The sequence below is a fragment of the Kitasatospora sp. NPDC057595 genome, assembly GCF_042800875.1.
Classification (GTDB): domain Bacteria; phylum Actinomycetota; class Actinomycetes; order Streptomycetales; family Streptomycetaceae; genus Kitasatospora.
On record NZ_JBHVGL010000009.1, the window covers coordinates 206,295 to 226,879 of the forward strand.

Consider the following 20,585-nt stretch of genomic DNA (forward strand, 5'->3'; position numbering starts at 1 on the left):
ACCACCGGGGGGCACGGACGCAGGACCTCGTTCACCTCGTTCGAGGTGCGGGCCTCACTTCAGGCGGTTGCCGGCCGAGCGCAGCTGCTGGGCGGCCTCGACCACGCGGGCGGCCATGCCGGCCTCGGCCAGCTTGCCCCAGGTGCGCGGGTCGTAGGTGTTCTTCTTGCCGACCTCGCCGTCGACCTTCAGCACGCCGTCGTAGTTGGCGAACATGTGGCCGGCCACCGGGCGGGTGAAGGCGTACTGGGTGTCGGTGTCCAGGTTCATCTTCACGACGCCGTTCTCCAGCGCGGTGGCGATCTCCTCGGCGCTGGAGCCGGAGCCGCCGTGGAAGACGAAGTCGAACGGGTCGGTCTTGCCGTACTGCTTGCCGATCGCGTCCTGCAGCTCGCGCAGCAGCTCCGGCTTCAGCACGACGTTGCCCGGCTTGTAGACGCCGTGCACGTTGCCGAAGGAGGCGGCCAGCAGGTAGCGGCCCTTCTCGCCCAGGCCCAGCGCCTCGGCGGTGCGGACGGCGTCGTTGACGGTGGTGTACAGCTCGTCGTTGATCTCGTGCGTGACACCGTCCTCCTCGCCGCCGGTCGGGGTGATCTCGACCTCAAGGATGATCTTGGCGGCGGCGGCCTGGGCGAGCAGCTCCTGGGCGATCGCCAGGTTGTCGCTCAGGGTCTCGGCGGAGCCGTCCCACATGTGCGACTGGAAGAGCGGGTTCTGGCCCTTGGCCACGCGCTCGGCGGAGACCGCCAGCAGCGGGCGGACGTAGCCGTCCAGCTTGTCCTTCGGGCAGTGGTCGGTGTGCAGCGCGACGGTGACGTCGTACTTGGCGGCGACGATGTGCGCGAACTCGGCGAGCGCGACGGCGCCGGTCACCATGTCCTTGTTGTGCTGGCCGCCCAGGAACTCCGCGCCGCCGGTCGAGATCTGGATGATGCCGTCACTCTCGGCCTCGGCGAAGCCGCGGAGCGCGGCGTGCAGGGTCTGCGACGAGGTCACGTTGATCGCCGGGTAGGCGAACTTGCCCGCCTTGGCCCGGTCCAGCATCTCGTTGTAGACCTCGGGAGTTGCGATGGGCATGCGAATCCGCTCCTGTCGGGTGTGCGGCGCACGGACGGTGCTGTCCGACGCTGTGTACGCCTGGTGACGACTCCGGGGTACCGGGGCCGGTGCGCGGCTCTGCGGTGCGGCGGACCGGTACCAAGGTTCGAGGCAGCGGCCGCGGTGCGGCGATGAGGGTGTTCGCCACTGCGGGCCGGACGCCGGTGCCATCTTCCCAGAATGCCCACCGGCTCCACCATGCGGCCCGCCTGTCGGGACGGCGGGCCCGCCGCGCTCCCCGGGGGGTCGGAGAGGAGGTGCGACGAAAGGATGAGCGCGCGCTCGACCCCGGGGGCGAAGCCCCGGAAAAGACGGGACCGCTATCCTGCGCCGTGTGGACTACAACCAGCTGGCCGTCAATCTGCTCGACGCCAAATCACTGATCTCGTCCCTCGGTGCCATCGGGCTGATCGCGATCATCTTCGCGGAGACCGGCCTCCTGGTCGGGTTCTTCTTCCCGGGTGACTCGCTGCTCATCATCGCCGGCGTGGCCTCCTCCAGCGCCGCCTCGTCGGTGCTCGGCGACGGTGCGCGGCTGCCGCTCGCGACCCTGTTGATCGGAGCCCCGGTCGCGGCCGTCGCCGGTGCCCAGCTCGGGCACCAGATCGGCGTGAAGGTCGGACCGAGGATGTTCGACAAGCCGGAATCGAAGATCTTCAAGCGCGAGTACGTGCTGAAGGCCGAGGAGTACTTCAACCGCTTCGGCCCCGGCAAGGCCGTCGTGCTCGCCCGCTTCATGCCGATCGTCCGGACCTTCCTCAACCCGGTCGCGGGCACCCTGGACATGCCGGCCAGGACCTTCTTCCTCTGGAACGTGGTCGGCGGCGTGCTGTGGACCGAGTCGATGCTGCTGATCGGCTACTTCTTCGGTGACGCGCTCGCCCCGGTGATCGACAAGTACCTGATCCCGGCGGTGCTGCTGATCGTGCTGCTCTCGATCTCGCCGATGATCTTCGAGGTGCTGCGCGAGCGCAAGAAGAAGAAGGCCGGTGGCGCGCAGGCCGCCGAGGGCGGCGAGGCCGTCCAGGCCGGTGGCGGCCGGCACCGGCGCGACTGAGCCCGTCCCCGTTCCGCACAACGGCCGGGGCCGGTGTGTTCCACGTGAAACACACCGGCCCCGGCCGTTCGCCGTGCGGGGGAGGAGCGGCGGGCTCAGAGGCCCAGGTCCTCCAGGGTGTACGCGGTGACGTACGGCAGGCCCTGGGCCTCGACCGCGGCGGCGCCGCCACGCTCGACGATCACCGCGACGCCGACCACCTCGGCGCCCGCCTCGCGCAGCGCCTCGACGGCGGTCAGCACCGAGCCGCCGGTGGTGGAGGTGTCCTCGACGGCCAGCACCCGGCGGCCCTTGACCTCCGGGCCCTCGATCCGGCGCTGCAGACCGTGCGCCTTGCCGGCCTTGCGGACCACGAACGCGTCCAGCTCACGGCCGCGCGCGGCGGCGGCGTGCAGCATCGCGGCGGCGACCGGGTCGGCGCCCAGGGTCAGCCCGCCGACGGCGTCGTACTCCAGGTGGGCGGTGGCGTCCAGCATCACCCGGCCGACCAGCGGAGCGGCCTGGCCGTCCAGCGTGATCCGGCGCAGGTCGACGTAGTAGTCGGCCTCCTTGCCGGAGGAGAGGGTGACCTTGCCGTGGACGACGGCCTTGTCCTTGATCTGTGCCAGCAGGGCGTCGCGGTCGTTGCTCATGAGCGTCCAGTCTAGGGGGTGAACGGGACGCTAGCGCCGCCGCAGGGCCCTGACCAGCACCACCGCGCCGCCGAGCAGGGCCACCCCGCCGCCGGCGATCACCCACGGCACCGCGCTGCGGCCGCCGGTTCCCGGCACCACGATGCCGCCGGCGTCCCCGCCCCAGCGGGTGGCCGCCCGGGCCCGGGCGCTGCGGGCCGGCAGGGCCGGCGCGTACGGGCCGCGCGGCGGGGCGTGGTCGACCTCCTCGGCGGAGCGCCCGACGATGCTGCGCCGCACCGGGCCGCCGAGCACCGGCTCCTGCTCGTAGCCGAACGGCAGCTCGGCGGGGAGCTCGGCGGACACCTCGTCCTCGGCCGCGGCGGCGGGCTCCTCGGCTCCGGCGGCCGCGGCGGGCTCGTCGACGTCGTCGGCGTCCTCGCCGGCGTTCCCGAGCGGGAGGCCGAAGCGCTCGGCGTCGGCGTCGGAGAAGGCGATGAGGTCGGAGAGGTCGTCGTCGAGGTCGTCGCCGGGCTCGTCCTCGCGGTCCTCCTGGCGGTCCTCCAGGAACACCACGGTGGCCTCCGCGGCGGTGTCCTGCTCCGCCGCGGTGGCGTCCTGGTCGCCCTCGCCGTCGGTGTCGCCCTCGCCGTCGGTGTCGCCCTGGGCGTCGGTGTCGGCCTCGGCGTCCAGGGAGGTCAGGGCGGCGGTGAAACGGTCCAGCAAGCGGCGGCCGGCCGCGGCGAGCGTCTCCCCGTCGAACTCGGTGAGCCGCCCGGTGACGCTCAGGTCACCGGTGAAGCGGACCACCGCGGTCCCCTCCCCGGCGCCCTCGGTGACGCTGATCCGGACGGTCGCGGTGGCCTCGCCGCTGCCGCGCGCCTCCTGCCCCTCGGCGAACGCGGTCAGCACGCCCTCGCGGCCCTCGATCAGCGACAGCACGCCCTTGTAAGTGATGGTGGAGGCACCGATCCGCAGCTTCAACCGCCCGCTGATCTCCTCCGCCCCGCCACTGCCGACGGCAGCCGGTTCGGTGCTCAGCCCCGGCACGGAACGCGCCAGCAGCGCCGGATCCTGCAGGGCCTGCCGGACCTGCCCGGCCGGGATCGGGACGACAACCTCATGCTCCATGTCACGGAGCCTACCGACCGAACCCCCTTCCGGCCCCGCCCTGTCCCCTACCTGCCTCCGCCGCACCCCACCCCCGGGCGGGTCGTTCCCACCCCCGAACCCCCGCCGCCCCGCCCCGGCCGACGTGCCGCCGCCGCACGGCGCGGACGGCCCCGGCGGCCCAGGGCGCACTCGCCCGTGCTGCGCTTGGCGTGTCGGCCTGCTGTCGGTCGGGGGGCCACCGTGTGCGGTCCCCCGGCCCCGCAGCCCCGGGCTGTCCCCGGACCGGTGGGTCACCCGGGGCGTCCCTCCGGTTGCCCGCCGCCGCCCCCGGCCAGGGCGCGGCGTACTCGTCCGGCCTCGCCGGCTCTCCCGGCGGGCCCGCCCCGCCCGGGTCAGTGCGGGCCGAGGAGGGTGAGGGCGGCGGGTGGGTGGAGGGGGCGGAGGGCGGTGAGGCGGGCGGCGGAGGCGCGCAGGTCGTCCGCGGTGAGGGCGCGGGGCGGCGGGGCGTCGGGGGAGAGGGTGAGCGGCGGTTGGGCGGCCGCGGCGAGCAGGAAGCTCTGGCTGCCCTCCGGCCCCGGACGGCAGCCGGCGGTCGCGCTGCCCGCGACCGCGTACGGCACGGTCCGCAGCCCGGCGGCCCGCAGTCCCGACTCCGCCTGCCACAGGCCCTGCCGCCCGTGCTGCTCGTCGCCGGCGCGGACGGCGAGCCGCCCGCCGGGGGCGAGCAGCCGGGTGGCGAGGCCGTAGAACTCCTGGGAGTGGAACGTCACCGGCCCGCCGTCGGCGGGCGCCGGCAGGTCGGCGAGGACGACGTCGAAGGACTCGCCGGGGGCGGGGCGGACGGTGCGCAGCCACTCCAGTGGGTCCGCCTGGACGATGCGGACCCGGGGGTCGTCCAGCGAGCGGCCGGAGAGCGCGGCGAGGCCGGGGTCGGTGCGGGCGAGCCGGGGGAGCGCCGGGTCGCGGTCGACCAGCAGCACGGAGCGCACCCCGCGGTGCCGCAGCACCTCCCGCAGGGCCAGCCCGTCGCCGCCGCCGAGCAGCAGCACCCGGGCGTCCGGCCCGGCGGCCATCGCCGGGTGGACGAGGCCCTCGCTGCCCCGGTACTCGTCGGGCCCGCAGACCGCGAGCCGGCCGTCGAGGTAGAGCCGCAGCGGTCCCTCGGCGGGGCCGGTGAGCACGATCTCCTGGTACCGGCCCTGGCTGACGGCGCGGACCTGCCCGCCGTACAGGGCCTGCCGGGCGGCGCGTTCGACCGCGCCGGACCAGGCGGCGGCCGCGGCGAGCAGTGCGAGGACGAGCCCGCAGCCGCCCCAGAGCAGCCGCCGCACCCGGGGTGCCGGTTCCTCGCGGAAGAGCCAGAGCACCACCGCGGCCCCGGCGACGGCGTTGACCGCGCCGGTGAGCAGCGCGCCGCTGCCGGGGCCGAGCAGCGGCAGGATGAGGAACGGGAAGGCGAGTCCGCCGATCAGCGCGCCGACGTAGTCCGCGGCGAACAGGTCGGCCGCGGCGTGGCCGGCGTCCTCCCGGCGGATCCGCTGGATGAGGGTCATCAGCAGCGGGATCTCGGCGCCGATGAGGACGCCGATGAGGCAGGTCAGCCCGACCATCACGGCCTGGTGGTGGCCGATCCAGGCCCAGCAGGAGTAGATCGCCAGGACGGAGAGGCCACCGGTGAGCGCGAGCGCGCACTCGACCAGGGCGAAGGCGGTGGCCGGCCGGCAGGTGAACCGTTTGGCGAGCAGTGAGCCGAGGCCCATCGCGAACACCATGACGGAGAGCACGACCGAGGTTTGGGTGACCGAGTCCCCGAGCAGATAGTCGCCGAGGGCGACGAGTTCGAGCTCGTAGACGAGCCCGCAGGCCGCGCAGACGAACGCGGCCAGCAGGACCACCAGCCGGGCCAGCTCGGGGCGGGCGCGCAGCCGGGAGCGGCGGCGGGCGGGCAGCGGGGTCAGGCTCCGCCCGGGCCGGGGCGGACTGCCGTCGTCGAGGTCGAGGCTCGGCTGTGCGGGCGGCGGACCGGCCGGATGATTGATCACGAACAAACGCTAGGCGACGTGCGGGACGGACGGCTGCGCCCATTCGACGGACAGCGCGGTACGACAGGTTGACGAATCGTTCCTGCGTGCGAATGCCAGGCCGGTGGGCCGGGTTATGGACGGCTCGTCGGCCTCGGTCACCGGGACACCACCAGCGAGGAGCGGGTGCAGACCAGCTGCCCCTCCTGTGGATAGGCGTGCCAGGTGCGCCAGAGCAGCCGGTCCGCGCCGCCCTGGGCGACCAGCGCGGTGAAGGCGCTGGGGTCGCCGGGGAAGACGCCGGCCAGGCCGCGCGGATGCCCCTCGACCAGGGCCAGCAACTCCTGTGCGCGGGCCGCGAAGTCGTGCGGCGGCAGCGCCTCGATCCGGGCGGCGAACTCGTACTCCCAGCCGTCCACCTGTTTGGCCACCCGGGCGGGCAGCGGCGTGCGGCGGCCGGGCAGGCAGGCGACGGTCTCCAGGCAGTGGCCCGGCCCGGCGGCGATCACCACCTGGTGGGAGGCGCCCAGCAGGCGCAGCTGGAGGGTGCCGGGCGGGCCGGGGTGGCCGGGGACGTCGAGTCTCAGGTCGCGGACCGCGAGGGCGGGCAGCGGGTCGCCGCCCAGGCACCAGGCCAGGTCACCCGCGCGGGTGTCCGTGTAGGAGGTCTGCAAAGTGGTGAGCATGTTCGGCTCCGCGTTTCAGCTCCGTGCGTGCCCGCCGAGCAGCAGCGAGTAGGCCTAGGCAAGGGCGAGGCTGTTCGGCGCTGTGCGGTCCAGGGCGCGGCCGACCGTGGAAGGAAGGATTCCGGCTGGAGATTCAGCAGCAGAGAAGCACGAATACGCCGGGTCCGTCGGTGATTTACCCAACTTTGTCAAGCATTCACCGTTTCGAGCACATCTGCTTCCCTGCTCTGATCGACCCGGTGTGCGACTATGCACAGCGCGCGCCCCTCACCCCGGCCCACGCGCCGTGTGCGCCGTCCACACGCCGCCCGCGCGTCCTGCACGCCCCCACCCTCCCCGTCCCGGGGCACGCCGTGTCCCGGGGGCGGCACGAATTGCCCGGGAGGCCGCAAATCCACTGCCCATCGGGCGAATTGACGAATCGTCAGGACGTGCGAGAGGTTCCGCCGATGGGTCAGGGGCGGGACAGCCGGGAGAGCCGGTCGACCGCCTCCTCCAGGACGGCGGTCTGCTTGCAGAAGGTGAAGCGGACCAGGGGTCGTCCGGCCTCGACGTCGTCGTAGAAGACGGCGTTGGGGATGGCGACGACGCCGCAGCGCTCGGGGAGGGTGCGGCAGAAGGCGATGCCGTCCTTCTCGCCCAGCGGGGTGATGTCGGTGGTGATGAAGTAGGTGCCCTCGGGCCGGAAGACCCGGAAACCGGCGGCGGTGAGACCCGCGGCGAGCAGGTCGCGCTTGTGCCGCAGATCGGCGCGCAGGTCCTCGAAGTAGCCGTCGGGCAGGTTCAGGGCCTCGGCGACGGCGTACTGGAAGGGGCCGGCGCTGACGTAGGTGAGGTACTGCTTGGCGGTGCGGACGGCGGCGACCAGTTCGGGGGTGCCGGTCACCCAGCCGACCTTCCAGCCGGTGAAGGAGAAGGTCTTGCCGGCCGAGGAGATGGAGACGGTGCGCTCGCGCATGCCGGGCAGGGCGGCGACCGGGTGGTGGGCGCCGGTGAACACCAGGTGCTCGTAGACCTCGTCGGTGACCACCAGCAGATCGTGCTCGACGGCGAGTTCGGCGATGGCGGTGAGCTCGTCGGGGGTGAGGACGAGTCCGGTCGGGTTGTGCGGGGAGTTGAGCAGCAGCAGCCGGGTGCGCGGGGTGACCAGGGCGCGCAGCTCGTCGAGGTCCGGGCGGAAGGCGGGCGTGCGCAGGGTGAGCGGCACGCGGACGGCGCCCGCCATGGCGATGCAGGCGGCGTAGGAGTCGTAGAAGGGCTCGAACGCGATCACCTCGTCGCCCGGCTCCAGCAGCGCGAGCAGGGCGGCGGCGATGGCCTCGGTGGCGCCGGCGGTGACCAGCACCTCGGTGTCCGGATCGTACCCGAGGCCGTAGCGGCGCAGCTGGTGCCCGGCGATCGCCTGCCGCAGCTCGGGGACGCCGGGGCCGGGCGGGTACTGGTTGCCGCGCCCCTCGCGCAGGGCCCGGACGGCGGCCTCGCGGACCTCCTCGGGGCCGTCGGTGTCCGGGAACCCCTGGCCGAGGTTGATCGAGCCGGTGGCCGTGGCCAGGGCGGACATCTCCGCGAAGATCGTCGTTCCCATGCCCGCCAGCCGGCGGTTCAACAGCGGCCTCGCACCCATCACGGCTCCTCACAGATTGTGGTCGGGCCAATCCTCCGACGGCTGCGGGGCGCGGACAAGCTCTCGGGCCGCCGGTCCGGTCCGGCCGGCGGGCCTTCCGGCTGAAACGCGGCATTCCTCCGGCGCAGCGCGGCGGCCCCCGCCTTGCGGGAACGGTCCGCGCCGGTTTGCCTGACATCACGTCAACCTGCTGGCCCGCCGTTGGGCGGCTGTCTCCGGGAGTCACTGTGCGTTTACGAACACTTTCCGTCGCGGCCGCGGCCGCCGCCCTCGTGGTGGTCCAGCCGGGCCTGGCCGTCGCGGCCTCCGACCCCAGCACCACGCTCACCTTCGTCGTCACCTCCGGCGCGCTGACGATGTCGGTGCCGGTCAGTGCCGCCCTCGGTTCGGGAGCGCCCGGCACCCAGATCAGCGCGCCGATCGGTCCGGTGACCGTCGTCGACAACCGGGCCCTGCTCTCGGCCTCCTGGACGGTCACGGCATCGGAGACGGACTTCGCCAACGGCCCGTCCACGATTCCCGCCACCGACGCGACCTACACGGCCGGGACGGTGACGACGACCGGCGTCATCACCGTCACCACGACCAGCGTGACGCTGACCAACTCCCCGCAGACGGTGGTCACCGGGTCGGCCGGCATCGGCGACAACACGGCGACCTGGGACCCGACGGTCACCGTCAGCGTGCCCGCCAGTGCCGTCGGCGGGCTCTACACCGGAACGCTGACCCAGTCCGTTGCCTGACCGGACGAGGGGTGCGCGCCGGTACTGGGTCCTGCTGACGGTGCTGGCCGTCGTCCAGGCGGTCGCGGTGCTGCCGGCGGCGGCGGACGGCACACCCGGGACGCCCTCCCCGCGGCCGGGTGCCGCCGGGAAGGCCGCCGCGAGGACCATCGGCATCAGACTGCTCGACGCTCCGGAGGACCGCCGTGACGATCCCAGGGCGCAGGCGTACATCGTCGACCACGTCGCCCCGGGTTCGACCATCGAGCGGCGGGTGGAGGTCTCCAACGAGTCCTCGGCGCCGATGCGCGTCAGCCTCTACGCCGGGGCGGCCGCCGTCGCGAAGGGGCAGTTCGCCTTCGCGCCGGACCGCACCCCCAACGAGCTGACCGGCTGGACGTCGCTGGAGAGGACGGAGCTCCAGCTGGAGCCCTCCGGGACGGCGCGGGTGCAGGCCACCGTCCGGGTGCCCAAGGAGGCCGCCGCGGGGGAGCGGTACGGCGTCATCTGGGCCCAGACGGCCGACCCCCCGGACCGCTCGCAGAACCTGACGATCCTGGGCCGGGTCGGGGTCCGCATGTACGTCGACGTCGGTCCCGGTGGTGAGCCGCCCGTGGACTTCGCGATCGAGCGGCTCCGTCCCGCCAAGGCCCGCGACGGGCGGGGGGAGGTCCACGCCCGGGTCCGCAACACGGGGGGCCGCGCGCTGGACATCGGCGGGACGCTCTCCCTGGTCAACGGTCCGGGCGGACTGCGTGCCGGGCCCTTCCCGGTCAGGACGGGCACCACGCTCGCTCCGGGTGACGTCGGGGAGGCGGTCGTCCCGCTGGACAAGGGGCTGCCGGACGGGCCGTGGAACGCGGAGCTCACGCTGCGCGGCGGAACGGCCGAGCACACCACCCGGGTCACCGTCACCTTCCCGGCGGAGCCGGACGGTGCCGGAGCCGTCGAGGCCTCGGCCGCCGGGTCGGGGGACCTCCCGACCCCCGTGACCGCCGGGCTCGCGGCCCTCGTCCTCGCCGGCCTGTGCCTGCTGCTCCACCGGTACCGCCGGCGGCGCCGCCGCTGGTGACCGCGGCGGGCGTGCGGGAACGAGCGCGGCCCGCCACCGGGATGCCGGTGGCGGGCCGTACGGGGGAGTCGGAGACTCCCCGGGGGTCAGTTCCGGTCGGTGCCGTCGGACGGCTTGTCCTCGCCGTCCTCGCCCTCGATGTCGTCCTGCAGGCCGAGGCGCTCGACGATCCACTGCTCGAAGCCCACGGCGGCCTGGGTCCAGTTGGCGGTGGTGGTGACGAAGTAGTCCAGGTTGACGCCGGTGCCGACGATCATCTGGGCCTCGCCGATCAGGCGGACCACGCCGTCCTCGTGGGTGTGGGTGTAGACCTTCGGCCAGAGGGTCTCACGGTTCCACTCGTCGATCAGGTCGAGGATCTCGCCCTTCTTCTCCAGCGGGTACGGGCGGTCGTAGAACGCCCGGACCGCGAAGAGCTCCTTCTGCTCGCCGCGGAACATGTAGTAGACGCGGAAGCCCTCCCAGGGGGCGGTGAGGTCGCCCTCCTCGTCCACGCCGTGCTTGAGCTGCATCTGGTCGAGGAGCTGTCCGACCAGGTTCTGGTCCGGGACGATGATCGGCGGCGGGCCGGCCGGACGCCCGCCCTGGCCTCCGGGCTGGCCGCCCTGGGGCATGCCGAACGACGGGATGGACGACGGGTCGATGCTCATGGGGTCCTCTTCCTCAGTGCACATGGTGGTCGGCAATGAGAGGCCGCCCTTCCGAGTCCATCCTGCCTCATCCGGGGCTCGCCTCACAGGGGTGGCAGCCACCGGGAGGGGCATGGCCGGATCAAGGCCCGCCCCGTGAATTCCGGGGGCGGGCCATGATCGTTCCGGTCGTGACGGGCGGCTACTTCTCCAGCGGCCCACGGGCACGGACGGTGAGGCGGTCGCCCTCCTCGTCCCGCTCGACCAGCACGGTGTCGCCGTCGTGCACCTGGCCCGCGAGGATCGCCCGGGCCAGCTGGTCGCCGATCGCGGACTGCACCAGCCGGCGCAGCGGCCGGGCGCCGTAGGCGGGGTCGTAGCCGGTGAGCGCCAGCCAGTCCCGGGCCGCCGCGGAGACCTCCAGGGTGAGCCGGCGGTCGCGCAGCCGGTCGCCCAGCCGGGCGATCTGGAGGTCGACGATCCGGGTCAGCTCGGCGGTGCCCAGCGGGTCGAAGACCACGATGTCGTCGAGCCGGTTGAGGAACTCCGGCTTGAAGGCGGCCCGCACCGACTCCAGCACGAGGTCCTTCTTCCGCTCCTCCGGGGTGGTCGGGTCCACCAGGAACTGACTGCCCAGGTTGGAGGTGAGGATCAGGATCGCGTTGCGGAAGTCCACGGTGCGGCCCTGGCCGTCGGTGAGCCGGCCGTCGTCGAGCACCTGCAGCAGCACGTCGAAGACCTCGGGGTGGGCCTTCTCCACCTCGTCCAGCAGCACCACGCTGTACGGGCGGCGGCGGACCGCCTCGGTGAGCTGGCCGCCCTCCTCGTAGCCGACGTACCCGGGCGGGGCGCCGACCAGCCGGGAGACCGAGTGCTTCTCGCCGTACTCGCTCATGTCGATGCGGACCATCGCCCGCTCGTCGTCGAAGAGGAAGTCGGCCAGCGCCTTGGCGAGCTCGGTCTTGCCGACCCCGGTCGGGCCGAGGAAGAGGAACGAGCCGGTCGGGCGGTCCGGGTCGGCGATGCCCGAGCGGGTGCGCCGCACGGCGTCCGAGACGGCCTGCACGGCCTCCGACTGGCCGATCAGACGGCGGCCCAACTCCTCCTCCATGCGCAGGAGTTTGGCGCTCTCGCCCTCCATCAGCCGGCCGGCCGGGATGCCCGTCCAGGAGGCCACCACATCGGCCACGTCGTCCGGGCCGACCTCCTCCTTGACCATCGAGGCGGAGGTGTCCTCGCCGGCGGCGCGCTCCTGGGCGTCGGCGAGCTCCTTCTCGGCGGCCGGGATCTCGGCGTACATCAGCTTGGACGCGCGCTCGAAGTCGCCGTCCCGCTGGGCTCGTTCGAGGGTGCCGTGCAGGTCGTCCAGCCGCTCCTTGAGCTCGCCGACCCGGTTCAGGCTCTTCTTCTCCTGCTCCCAGCGGGCCGTGAGCACGCTCAACTGCTCGTTCTTGTCGGCGAGATCGCGGCGCAGCCGGGCCAGCCGGTCGACCGAGGCCGGGTCCGACTCCTTCTCCAGGGCCAGCTCCTCCATCCGCAACCGGTCGACGGCGCGCTGGAGTTCGTCGATCTCGACCGGGGAGGAGTCGATCTCCATCCGCAGCCGGGAGGCCGCCTCGTCGACCAGGTCGATCGCCTTGTCGGGCAGGAAGCGGGAGGTGATGTACCGGTTGGAGAGGGTGGCCGCGGCGACCAGGGCGGCGTCCGCGATCTGCACCTTGTGGTGCGCCTCGTAGCGGCCCTTGAGGCCGCGCAGGATGGCGATGGAGTCCTCGACGCTGGGCTCGCCGACCAGCACCTGCTGGAAGCGGCGCTCCAGGGCCGGGTCCTTCTCGATCCGCTCGCGGTACTCGTCCAGGGTGGTGGCGCCGACCATCCGCAGCTCGCCGCGGGCCAGCATCGGCTTGAGCATGTTGCCGGCGTCCATCGCGGAGTCGCCGCCGGCACCCGCGCCGACCATGGTGTGCAGCTCGTCGATGAAGGTGACGACCTGGCCGTCGCTCTGCTTGATGTCGTTGAGGACGGCCTTCAGCCGCTCCTCGAACTCGCCGCGGTACTTGGCACCGGCCACCATCGCACCGAGGTCCAGGGCGACCAGGCGCTTGCCGCGCAGCGACTCCGGCACGTCGCCGGCCACGATCCGCTGGGCCAGGCCCTCGACGACGGCGGTCTTGCCGACGCCGGGCTCGCCGATCAGCACCGGGTTGTTCTTGGTCCGGCGGGAGAGCACCTGGACCACCCGGCGGATCTCCTGGTCCCGGCCGATCACCGGGTCGAGCTTGCCGTCCCGGGCGGCCTGGGTGAGGTCGGTGCCGTACTTCTCCAGCGCCTTGTAGGTGCCCTCGGGGTCCGGCGAGGTGACCCGGCCGCTGCCCCGGACGTCCTTGAAGGCGGCGAGCAGCGCCTTCGGGGTGGCGCCCTGCTGCACCAGCAGCTCGGCGACCGCCCCGCCCTCGGCGGCCAGGCCGACCAGCAGGTGCTCGGTGGAGACGTACTGGTCGTCGAGGTCGTCGGCGCGCTTGCCGGCCTCGGTCAGCACGGCCAGGGTGTCGCGGGCCAGCTGCGGCGCGGCGACGGTGGCGCCCGAGGCGCTGGGCAGTCCGGTGAGCTGGCGGCGGGCCTCGGCGTCGATCCGGGACACGTCCGCGCCGACCGCCTCCAGCAGCGGCCTGGCGATGCCCTCGGGCTGTTCCAGCAGGGCGATCAGGATGTGCACCGGCTTGACGTCCGGGTTGCCGACGGCGCCCGCCTGCCGGATCGCGGCGGACAGGGCGTCCTGCGTCTTGGTGGTGAACTTGCTGGCGTCCACTGCTGGGGGGTCCTCCCTCGTCGTGCGTGATGTCTGCCGTCTACAGCATGCACTAAGTTGAGTCTATTCCGCTCAACTTTTGGATGAACGGTCGGGTCGGGTCCGCAACGCGGGGCGTTCGGCCGGTCCGGCGGGCTTGCGGTCCGTCCGCGGTGGGAGGGCGCGCGCCTGCGCCATCCTCGCCTGGTGGGTCCCGGCCGTCCGCCGGGTCAGCGCCAGCAGCTCCCGGGCCGGGCCGGTCGGCCGCTGTCCGGCCGGCCAGACCGCCCGCAGCGGCCGTCGCAGGTCCAGCTCCTCCGCCAGCCCCACCGCCACCAGCCGACGGGTCGCCAGCTCCTCCACCACCGCCAGCTCGCTCAGGCAGACCGGCCCGGCCCCGGTCATCGCCGCCGCCTTGAGCGCCGTCGAGGAGGCCAGCTCCAGCCGCGGTGTGGTGGTGCCCCCGAACGGCGCCAGCGCCATCTCCAGCACCTCCCTGGTCCCCGAGCCCGGTTCGCGCAGCACCAGCGGGGTCGCCGCCAGCTCCCGCCCGGACAGCGGCGAACGGCGCCGCGCCCACGGATGGTCCGGCGCCACCACGACCACCAGCCGGTCGGCCGCCACCACCGCGCCCGCCAGCCCGGCCGGGGGCAGCGGCCCCTCGACGAAGCCGAGGTCCGCGTCCCCCGCCAGGACGTGGCCGGCCACGTCCGCCGAGTTGGCGGTGCGCAGCGTCACCGCCAACCCCGGGCTGACCGCGTGCAGCGCCAGCAGCCAGCCCGGCATCAGGTACTCGGCGACGGTCAGGCTGGCCACCACGGTCAGCCGGGCGTCCCGGCGCTCGCGCAGCGCGTCGATCCCGGCGTCCAGCGCCTGCGCCGCCTCCACCACATGCCGCGCCCACTCGACCACCAGCCGGCCCGCCTCGGTGGGCCGGGAGCCGCGCGGGGAGCGCTCCAGCAGCGGGACGCCGATCTGCCGCTCCATGCCCTTGATCCGGGCGCTCGCGGTCGGCTGGCTCACCCCGAGCTCGGCGGCCGCCCGGCCGACGCTGCCGAGCCGGGCCACCGCGAGCAGTAGCTCCAGCGCACCGAGTTCGGGGACGCGCGGAGAGAGGGCCATAGACTCAGGCTATGCCCTCATAGAGTGCGCGGCGCTACCGGCACCGGCCGCCGCGGGCGACGGTGGGTGTCATGGCCACCTTGCTCAGCACCGCCCCCGACGCCCGCCCGCGGCCGTCCGCCCGGCTCCGCCGCCTCGACCTCGCCCAGCTCGGCCCGAACTGGTACGCGGTGGTCATGGGCACCGCGATCATCGCCAACGGCGCCGCCGCGCTGCCGGTCCGGTGGCCCGGGCTGACCGGCTTCGCCGAGCTGATGTGGGCGCTCGGGCTGGCCGGCCTGCTGCTGATCGGCGCCGCCCGCGGCGTCCACCTCACCCGGCACCGCGCGGCCGCCCGCGCGCACCTGCTGGACGACCCGGCCACCGCCGTCTTCTACGGCTGCCCGCCGATGGCGCTGCTCTCGGTCGGCCTCGGCACCCTGACCGTGGGCTCCCGGGTCATCGGCACCGGCCCGGCCGTCGCGCTAGACCTCGCGCTCTGGACGGCCGGCACGCTGTACGCGCTCGCCGTCGCGGCCGGCATCCCGTACCTGATGATCACCCGGCACACCGTTTCCCCGCTCGCCGCCAACCCGACCTGGCTGCTGCCCGTGGTCGCCCCGCTGGTCGCCTCCGCCACCGGCCCGGCGCTCGTCCCGCACCTGCCGGCCGGCACCGCCCGCGAGGCGCTGCTGTACGGCTGCGCGGCGCTGTTCGGGATCGGCCTGCTGGCCACCCTGGCGGTGCTGCCGGTGGTGCTCACCGGCCTGGTGCACAGCAAGCTGCCGGCCCTGGCGCTCACCCCGTCGCTGTTCCTGGTGCTCGGCCCGCTCGGCCAGTCCACCACCGCCGTCCACCAGATCGCCGACGCCGCCGGCCCGCTGCTGCCCGGCCTGGCGCCCACCGCGCTCGCCCTGGCCGAACTGTTCGGGGTGGCCGTGCTCGGCGCCGCGATGCTCTGGCTGCCGCTCGCCGTGGTGGCCAACCTGCGCGCCCGGCGGGCCGGGATGGGGTTCGCGATGACCTGGTGGGCGTTCACCTTCCCGGTCGGCACCTGCGTCACCGGGGCGGCCGCGCTCGCCCGGCACACCGGGTTCGCCGGATTCACCTGGCTCGCCGCCGGGCTCTTCGCCCTGCTGCTGGCCGGCTGGGCGCTCGCGGCGGGCGGGACGGCCGCCGCGCTGGCCGGCGGGCGGCTGCTGGCCCGCTGAGCCCGGTCCGCGGGTGCGGTCCGCGGGTGACGGTGGGCCGCGTGGTCCGCCGCGCGGGAACCGGCCGGGTTTCCGGAACACGCGACTCCGCGGCCTACCGGCCGGACGGTCGGAGAATCCCCGGCCCCACCTCGCTGACCTGCGCTTTCGCGGCGGTCGCCGGCGGACCGCAAGCGCACACGCCGGAGCGTCGGTGCAGGTTCCTGCAATTGCGAGAACATGCAGCAGGGTGGCACTTGTTCACCGGCCGTCACGCTGTGAGGGTGGAGTCACGCCAGGTCGTCCGGGCAACCGCAGCCCGAGGAAGGCGACTTGCTCTTCAGTACTGGATGCGACCGGCACGTCCGCACGTGCCTGCATATCGGGGGGGAGAGCGCCGGCCGGGACGCCATGTGTGGTGATGGCCCCCGGGACCGGAGTCGGCGAGGCGTTGCTGCTCCGCCTCGCCGGAAGCGCTGGGACCGCGGCGTACACCGGCGGCCCCCGGATCCGGGTGCGACGGCACCCGGGGTCCGGAGGGCCGCCGGCCACCAGTACGGTGATCACCGCCGCGCGCGGCGCGCGCGGAGCACCACCAGCCCCGAGAGCATTCGGCAGGGAGCGTTCGACGTGACGTTCGAGGCGACGGCGGACCCGACGGTCCTCCCGGGCGGACCGGCCCCGGACGGCTCGGCCGGTGCCACCGCGGCCGTCGGCGAACCCGACGAGCCCGCCCGCCGGCTCTACCTCGCGATCCTCGCCGAGGGCGGCCGCGTCCGGATCGCCGACGTCCCCGAGTCCGACCAGGACGCCGTCCGCCGGCTCGTCTCCGTCGGCCTGCTGATGCTCAATCCGATGGACGCCTGCTACACCGCCGTCAGCCCCCGCTCGGTCAGCGACCGCCTCGGCGCGGAACTGCGCAGCGAGGCCACCCGGCTGCTGGTCCGGGCCGAGAACCTCCCCGGCGCCCTGGACGCCCTCACCCGCGCCTACGACGCGATGCCCCGCCCGCCCGAGCGCTCCGGCGGCGCCGTCTACATCGAGGGCCACATCCACATCCGGCAGCGGATCTCCCAGCTGGTCTCCGACTGCCGCACCGAGGTCCTCACCGCCCAGCCCGGCCCGCGCCCGGCGGACGCCCTCAAGATCGCCATCCAGCAGGACGTCCAGCTCCTCCAGCGCGGCTGCTCGCTGCGCACCATCTACCAGCCGGTCGCGGTCTCCGAACCGCCCGCGCTGGCCTACGTCGAGGAGGTCACCCGGCGCGGCTCGCTGATCCGGATCCTGGACGAGCCCTTCCAGCGGCTGATGATCTTCGACCGCTCGGTCGCGGTCATCTCCGCCAACGACGACCACACCACGGCCGCGTTCATCACCGACCCGGCCGCGATCGCGTTCATCGTCAACGCCTTCGAACGCGACTGGGCGCGCGCCGACGCCACCGACTGGTCCGCCGTCCTCAGCCAGGGTCCCGTCCACAAAGCCCCCGACCGGGTCGGGCGCCTGCTCGCCCGCGGGCTCACCCAGCGCGCCGTCGCCACCCGGCTGGGCCTGAGCGAACGCACCGTGGCCGCCCACATCTCCCGGCTGCGCGACCGCTACGGCGCCCAGACCCTCTTCCAGCTCGGCTGGCTGATGCGGGGCGGCCGTGACGACGGATGAGCCCACGCCGTCCGAGCAGGACCTCTACCTGGCGGCGCTCGCCGGCGGCGGCCGGCTCAGCCCGCCGGACACCGCCGACCCGGTGGCGCTGGCCGGGCTGCTCGCCCGGGGCCTGCTCGTCCGCACCGCCGACGGCTATGCGGCCGCCAGCCCGCGCGCGGCCGGCGACCGGCTCTCCGCCGACCTGTGCAGCGAGGCCACCGGTCTCCTACTCCGCGCGGACCGCCTTGCGGACACCCTTGCGCCGCTCACCGCCGCCTACGACGCCGCCCACCGTCCGGCCCCCGCCACCACCGGGTCCATCCGCGTCGAGGGGAATGCCGACATCCGGCAGCGGATCTCGGAACTCATCTCCGACTGCGGTGACGAGATGCTCGCCGCCCAGCCCGGCCACCGCCCGATCGCGGGCCTGCGGATGGCGTCCGTCCAGGACGTCGCGCTGCTCCGCCGCGGTGGCGCCATCCGCACGCTCTACCAGCCGGTCGCCCTCGCCGACCGCACGGTGGCCGAGCACGCCGCGCTGATGGCCGGGTACGGCTCGCAGTTCAGGGTGCTGCACGAGCCGTACCCGCGGATGCTGGTGTTCGACCGCGCGGTGGCCGTCATACCGGACGCCGCCGACGAGGCCGGCGCCGTCTTCGTGCACAACGCGGCCACCGTCGCGTACCTGGTCCGCCTGTTCGAGCGCGACTGGGCCCGCGCCTGCCCGGTCGACCGGTCCGCCGACGCCCCGCACCCGACGTCCGCCCGGATCGGCCGCCTCCTCGCCCGCGGCCTCACCCAGCGGGCCATCGCCGCCCGGCTGGGGCTGAGCGAGCGGACGGTGGCCGGGCACATCGCGCGGCTTCGGGAGCTCTACGACGCCGAGACGCTGTTCCAGCTCGGCTGGCAGATGCGGGGGGCCCGCGATGACTGAAACGCGGTCAGCCGGTGGCGGCGCCGGTGGGCCAGTAGCCGGACGGGCCGACGGCGGGGGGCTGCTGGCGGGGGACGGTGAACTGCTCGCCGGGGGCGGTCCAGAAGCCCTCGCGCAGGGAGAGCGCCATGCCGGCCCAGTCGAGGGCGGTCTCCACGGTGTGGTGGAGGGCCTCCTGGGACCAGGTGTCGTCGAAGACCAGCGGCAGGACGGGGGCGACCTGCTCGATGGTGGCGATCAGCGGGTTGTGGGTGATGGCCTCGTCGACGAGCAGGACGATCGGCTTGCGCAGCGCCGACGCCCAGCCCAGCTCCAGGCTCACGCCGGCGGAGAGCGGCGCGCCGACGTAGGCGAAGACCAGGTCCGCGGACTGCAGCGCGCGGAAGTCCGACGGCACACGGGGCTCGGGGGCGCGCCCGGCGACGGTCCAGGCGTCACTGTGGTGGGCGCTGTACACGGCGGCGCCACTGCGGAGGAGGGTGGTGCGCAGGGTCGTCAGCCGCGTCCGGCTGGCGAGGGTCACCACACTGTCCGCGGGCCCGGTCAGCCGCATCAGCGGCGCGGCCAGGAACACGCGTGCACGCCGGCCCTCATGGGCCTGGCTGTCGTGGTGACGCAGGTAGGGCTCGGTCATGTCGACTCCGGGGGAATGGCCGACCGGGGTGGTTGGTGTCGGCAGATGCTGTTGGTGAGGGCTGCTCAGCTGACAGGGCTTGGGGAATCGTTGGTTGAACAGAGAATTTGAAGGTACATTGGCAAGTTTGGCGAGCCTGCAATGGACCATCGAGAGCGAACTGATCGTCCATCGGTGACCGCTGCCCCGTCCAGGTTTGCGTGGTGTCATCTGGATGCCTGGCAGGGAGATGACGCACTGGGCGGCGGAAGCATGGTGACACCGGGCCGTGTTGTACGGCACCATGAGTGGACGTTCGTTCTAGATGTCCGGTGGCTGATCCATTCAGAGGAAGTGATGTGCGTATGTCTCGTATGCGCCGATCCGGCCGGAAGGTTCTGCTTCCGCTCGTCATGGGTGTGGCGGCCCTGGTGATCGCCTGGGCCGGCGTGCCGCAGGGGCAGTCCGCCGAGACCGGGCGGAGCGAGCATGTCGCGGCCCTCACCGACGCCGACATCAACTGGACCTGAGCCGCCCGCGGTTCCGGTGCCGGCGCGTGGACGCGCGGCCGGGAGCGGTGGACGCGCTACGCGTGGGGGTCGTCCTCGTTGGCGGCCCGTCCGAGAACGTAGCCGAGCTGGAACAGGGAATCCACGTTGTAGTCCTCGCGCATTTCGGCGATGTGCCGGGCGAGCGTTCTCTCGCTGATCCCCAGGCGGCGCGCGATGACTCGGTGATTCGTTCCCGAGAGCAGCAGTTCGATGATGGTCTGCCGTAGCCTCGATACCACTTGGCGCGGTACTGCCGGGTGGCCGTCGAATTCGAGTGCGCGGCCCCAGTTCCGCTCGAACACTTCCTCGGCCAGGTATTCGATGACTGATTGGTCGTGTATGAAGGCAGCCAGGCTCATGTCATCATCGACCGGGATGACGGCGATGCGCCGGTCGATGATGATGAGCCGGGTGTAGGGCTCGTCGAGCGTTCTGAACTGCCACCCGGCGGCGGCCAGCGTGGTGACGTAGTCGCGGGTGGGCTGGTGGTACCGCGTGCTGGCGTGATAGATCGTCCGCATCGTCGCGCCGCGCCGGAGGACCTCCAGGTCGCTCTCCAGGTTCGCGGCCAGGACGTCCGGTGGTCGCGGGCCGCCGGGTTGCATCGCCAGCGCCTCCTCCAGCCCGCCGGCCGTGGACTGCCGCACCCGCTGGTTGATGAGGGCCTTGCCCCGGACGTACTCGATCTGCCCGCCGCTCTGGCCCGGCGAGTGGAATTCCTCGGCCAGTTCGGCCAGTTCGGTCGGAAGCGAGACGGCGCGGGACAAATGTTCCAGGGCCTGCCGCTGCCAGGTGAGGCTCAGACTGGCGGACAGCTGGGCCGGATCGGCCGCGATCAGCATGCGCGGTTCGTCCAGATCCGGAACCAGGAGACCGATCGACAGGAGTTCGTCGAACACCTGTGATTCGTCCGGGTCGTTTCCTTTCCGGGCAATTCTGCCGTCCTTGCGGAGGACGGCCAAATAGAGTTCCCGGGCATCGGTCGAGAGAATCCGCGGCGCTCCGGCCGCGGCGCCGCTCTGCTCCCGACCGTTCATTCTCGTCTCCTTGTCATCGACCGGCGGAAGCGGTCAACAGGGGCACGGGCCACGCCGCCTCATCGGCGATCCTAGAGGTACGGCGTGTCGCGGC

At 73.4% G+C, this 20,585-nt stretch carries 17 protein-coding genes; 6 read left to right on the forward strand and 11 right to left on the reverse strand.

Annotated features, from left to right (window positions below; translation table 11 throughout):
- Nucleotides 1-54 precede the first annotated feature (54 nt).
- Nucleotides 55-1,077, reverse strand: a complete 1,023-nt coding sequence (fbaA, locus tag ACFU9E_RS16640; RefSeq protein WP_380689888.1) for a class II fructose-bisphosphate aldolase — start codon at nucleotides 1,075-1,077, stop codon at nucleotides 55-57.
- Nucleotides 1,078-1,432: 355 nt separating this feature from the next.
- Between fbaA and ACFU9E_RS16645 the strand changes: the two genes are divergently transcribed.
- The gene (locus ACFU9E_RS16645; RefSeq protein ID WP_380689890.1) at nucleotides 1,433-2,155 is read left to right on the forward strand and encodes a DedA family protein; all 723 of its coding nucleotides are present in this window, start codon (nucleotides 1,433-1,435) and stop codon (nucleotides 2,153-2,155) included.
- 95 nt (nucleotides 2,156-2,250) lie between these two features.
- On the opposite strand, the gene pyrE is transcribed toward ACFU9E_RS16645, so the two are convergent.
- The 5 genes from pyrE to ACFU9E_RS16670 all read right to left on the reverse strand — a co-directional run bounded on the left by pyrE (nucleotide 2,251) and on the right by ACFU9E_RS16670 (nucleotide 8,210).
- Nucleotides 2,251-2,787 (reverse strand): orotate phosphoribosyltransferase, encoded by a 537-nt coding sequence (pyrE, locus tag ACFU9E_RS16650; protein WP_355360886.1) that lies wholly within the window; start codon nucleotides 2,785-2,787, stop codon nucleotides 2,251-2,253.
- A 30-nt stretch (nucleotides 2,788-2,817) separates the two neighbouring features.
- On the reverse strand, nucleotides 2,818-3,897 hold the full coding sequence (locus tag ACFU9E_RS16655; RefSeq protein WP_380686760.1) for a hypothetical protein: 1,080 nt from the start codon (nucleotides 3,895-3,897) through the stop codon (nucleotides 2,818-2,820).
- A gap of 374 nt (nucleotides 3,898-4,271) precedes the next feature.
- Nucleotides 4,272-5,837, reverse strand: coding sequence for a polyamine aminopropyltransferase (locus ACFU9E_RS16660; protein ID WP_380686770.1), 1,566 nt, complete (start codon nucleotides 5,835-5,837; stop codon nucleotides 4,272-4,274).
- A gap of 221 nt (nucleotides 5,838-6,058) precedes the next feature.
- Nucleotides 6,059-6,586, reverse strand: a complete 528-nt coding sequence (locus ACFU9E_RS16665) for a DUF2617 family protein (protein ID WP_380686762.1) — start codon at nucleotides 6,584-6,586, stop codon at nucleotides 6,059-6,061.
- 454 nt (nucleotides 6,587-7,040) lie between these two features.
- Nucleotides 7,041-8,210 carry a pyridoxal phosphate-dependent aminotransferase gene (locus ACFU9E_RS16670; RefSeq protein WP_380686764.1) on the reverse strand — a complete coding sequence of 390 codons (1,170 nt, stop codon included), beginning with the start codon at nucleotides 8,208-8,210 and terminating at the stop codon, nucleotides 7,041-7,043.
- Nucleotides 8,211-8,437: 227 nt separating this feature from the next.
- On the opposite strand from ACFU9E_RS16670, the gene ACFU9E_RS16675 reads away from it, so the two are divergent.
- Nucleotides 8,438-8,953: a hypothetical protein gene (locus tag ACFU9E_RS16675; RefSeq protein ID WP_380686766.1), complete on the forward strand. Its 516-nt coding sequence runs from the start codon at nucleotides 8,438-8,440 to the stop codon at nucleotides 8,951-8,953.
- Entirely contained in the window at nucleotides 8,946-10,004 is a 1,059-nt protein-coding gene (locus tag ACFU9E_RS16680) for a peptidase (protein ID WP_380686768.1), read from the forward strand. Before ACFU9E_RS16675 ends, ACFU9E_RS16680 begins: the two co-directional genes overlap by 8 nt.
- Before the next feature lie 86 nt (nucleotides 10,005-10,090).
- Here ACFU9E_RS16680 and ACFU9E_RS16685 read toward each other — a convergent pair whose 3' ends face one another.
- From ACFU9E_RS16685 to ACFU9E_RS16695, 3 genes are all read right to left on the reverse strand, one after another.
- The gene (locus ACFU9E_RS16685; protein WP_380687849.1) at nucleotides 10,091-10,654 is read right to left on the reverse strand and encodes a YbjN domain-containing protein; all 564 of its coding nucleotides are present in this window, start codon (nucleotides 10,652-10,654) and stop codon (nucleotides 10,091-10,093) included.
- 181 nt (nucleotides 10,655-10,835) lie between these two features.
- Nucleotides 10,836-13,442 carry an ATP-dependent chaperone ClpB gene (clpB, locus tag ACFU9E_RS16690; protein ID WP_380687847.1) on the reverse strand — a complete coding sequence of 869 codons (2,607 nt, stop codon included), beginning with the start codon at nucleotides 13,440-13,442 and terminating at the stop codon, nucleotides 10,836-10,838.
- A 72-nt stretch (nucleotides 13,443-13,514) separates the two neighbouring features.
- Nucleotides 13,515-14,543 carry a LysR family transcriptional regulator gene (locus ACFU9E_RS16695; protein ID WP_380687845.1) on the reverse strand — a complete coding sequence of 343 codons (1,029 nt, stop codon included), beginning with the start codon at nucleotides 14,541-14,543 and terminating at the stop codon, nucleotides 13,515-13,517.
- A gap of 71 nt (nucleotides 14,544-14,614) precedes the next feature.
- Between ACFU9E_RS16695 and ACFU9E_RS16700 the strand changes: the two genes are divergently transcribed.
- From ACFU9E_RS16700 to ACFU9E_RS16710, 3 genes are all read left to right on the forward strand, one after another.
- Entirely contained in the window at nucleotides 14,615-15,733 is a 1,119-nt protein-coding gene (locus tag ACFU9E_RS16700; protein ID WP_380687843.1) for a TDT family transporter, read from the forward strand.
- A gap of 609 nt (nucleotides 15,734-16,342) precedes the next feature.
- Nucleotides 16,343-17,374 carry a LuxR C-terminal-related transcriptional regulator gene (locus ACFU9E_RS16705; protein ID WP_380684794.1) on the forward strand — a complete coding sequence of 344 codons (1,032 nt, stop codon included), beginning with the start codon at nucleotides 16,343-16,345 and terminating at the stop codon, nucleotides 17,372-17,374.
- Nucleotides 17,361-18,290, forward strand: a complete 930-nt coding sequence (locus ACFU9E_RS16710; RefSeq protein WP_380684795.1) for a helix-turn-helix domain-containing protein — start codon at nucleotides 17,361-17,363, stop codon at nucleotides 18,288-18,290. Before ACFU9E_RS16705 ends, ACFU9E_RS16710 begins: the two co-directional genes overlap by 14 nt.
- Nucleotides 18,291-18,297: 7 nt before the next feature.
- Here the strand turns inward: ACFU9E_RS16710 and ACFU9E_RS16715 are convergent, their stop codons facing one another.
- Together ACFU9E_RS16715 and ACFU9E_RS16720 are read right to left on the reverse strand one after the other, a co-directional pair.
- Complete coding sequence (locus tag ACFU9E_RS16715; RefSeq protein ID WP_344335757.1) at nucleotides 18,298-18,924, reverse strand: hypothetical protein; 627 nt, start codon at nucleotides 18,922-18,924, stop codon at nucleotides 18,298-18,300.
- A gap of 565 nt (nucleotides 18,925-19,489) precedes the next feature.
- Nucleotides 19,490-20,491: a LuxR family transcriptional regulator gene (locus ACFU9E_RS16720; protein WP_380684796.1), complete on the reverse strand. Its 1,002-nt coding sequence runs from the start codon at nucleotides 20,489-20,491 to the stop codon at nucleotides 19,490-19,492.
- Nucleotides 20,492-20,585 lie beyond the last annotated feature (94 nt).

Coding starts and splice junctions, on each gene's coding strand:
- fbaA (WP_380689888.1), bottom strand. CDS start 1,077: ATGCCCATCGCAACTCCCGAGGTCTACAACGAGATGCTGGACCGGGCC.
- pyrE (WP_355360886.1), bottom strand. CDS start 2,787: ATGAGCAACGACCGCGACGCCCTGCTGGCACAGATCAAGGACAAGGCC.
- ACFU9E_RS16655 (WP_380686760.1), bottom strand. CDS start 3,897: ATGGAGCATGAGGTTGTCGTCCCGATCCCGGCCGGGCAGGTCCGGCAG.
- ACFU9E_RS16665 (WP_380686762.1), bottom strand. CDS start 6,586: ATGCTCACCACTTTGCAGACCTCCTACACGGACACCCGCGCGGGTGAC.
- ACFU9E_RS16670 (WP_380686764.1), bottom strand. CDS start 8,210: ATGGGTGCGAGGCCGCTGTTGAACCGCCGGCTGGCGGGCATGGGAACG.
- ACFU9E_RS16685 (WP_380687849.1), bottom strand. CDS start 10,654: ATGAGCATCGACCCGTCGTCCATCCCGTCGTTCGGCATGCCCCAGGGC.
- ACFU9E_RS16695 (WP_380687845.1), bottom strand. CDS start 14,543: ATGGCCCTCTCTCCGCGCGTCCCCGAACTCGGTGCGCTGGAGCTACTG.
- ACFU9E_RS16700 (WP_380687843.1), top strand. CDS start 14,615: ATGGCCACCTTGCTCAGCACCGCCCCCGACGCCCGCCCGCGGCCGTCC.
- ACFU9E_RS16715 (WP_344335757.1), bottom strand. CDS start 18,924: ATGACCGAGCCCTACCTGCGTCACCACGACAGCCAGGCCCATGAGGGC.
- ACFU9E_RS16720 (WP_380684796.1), bottom strand. CDS start 20,491: ATGAACGGTCGGGAGCAGAGCGGCGCCGCGGCCGGAGCGCCGCGGATT.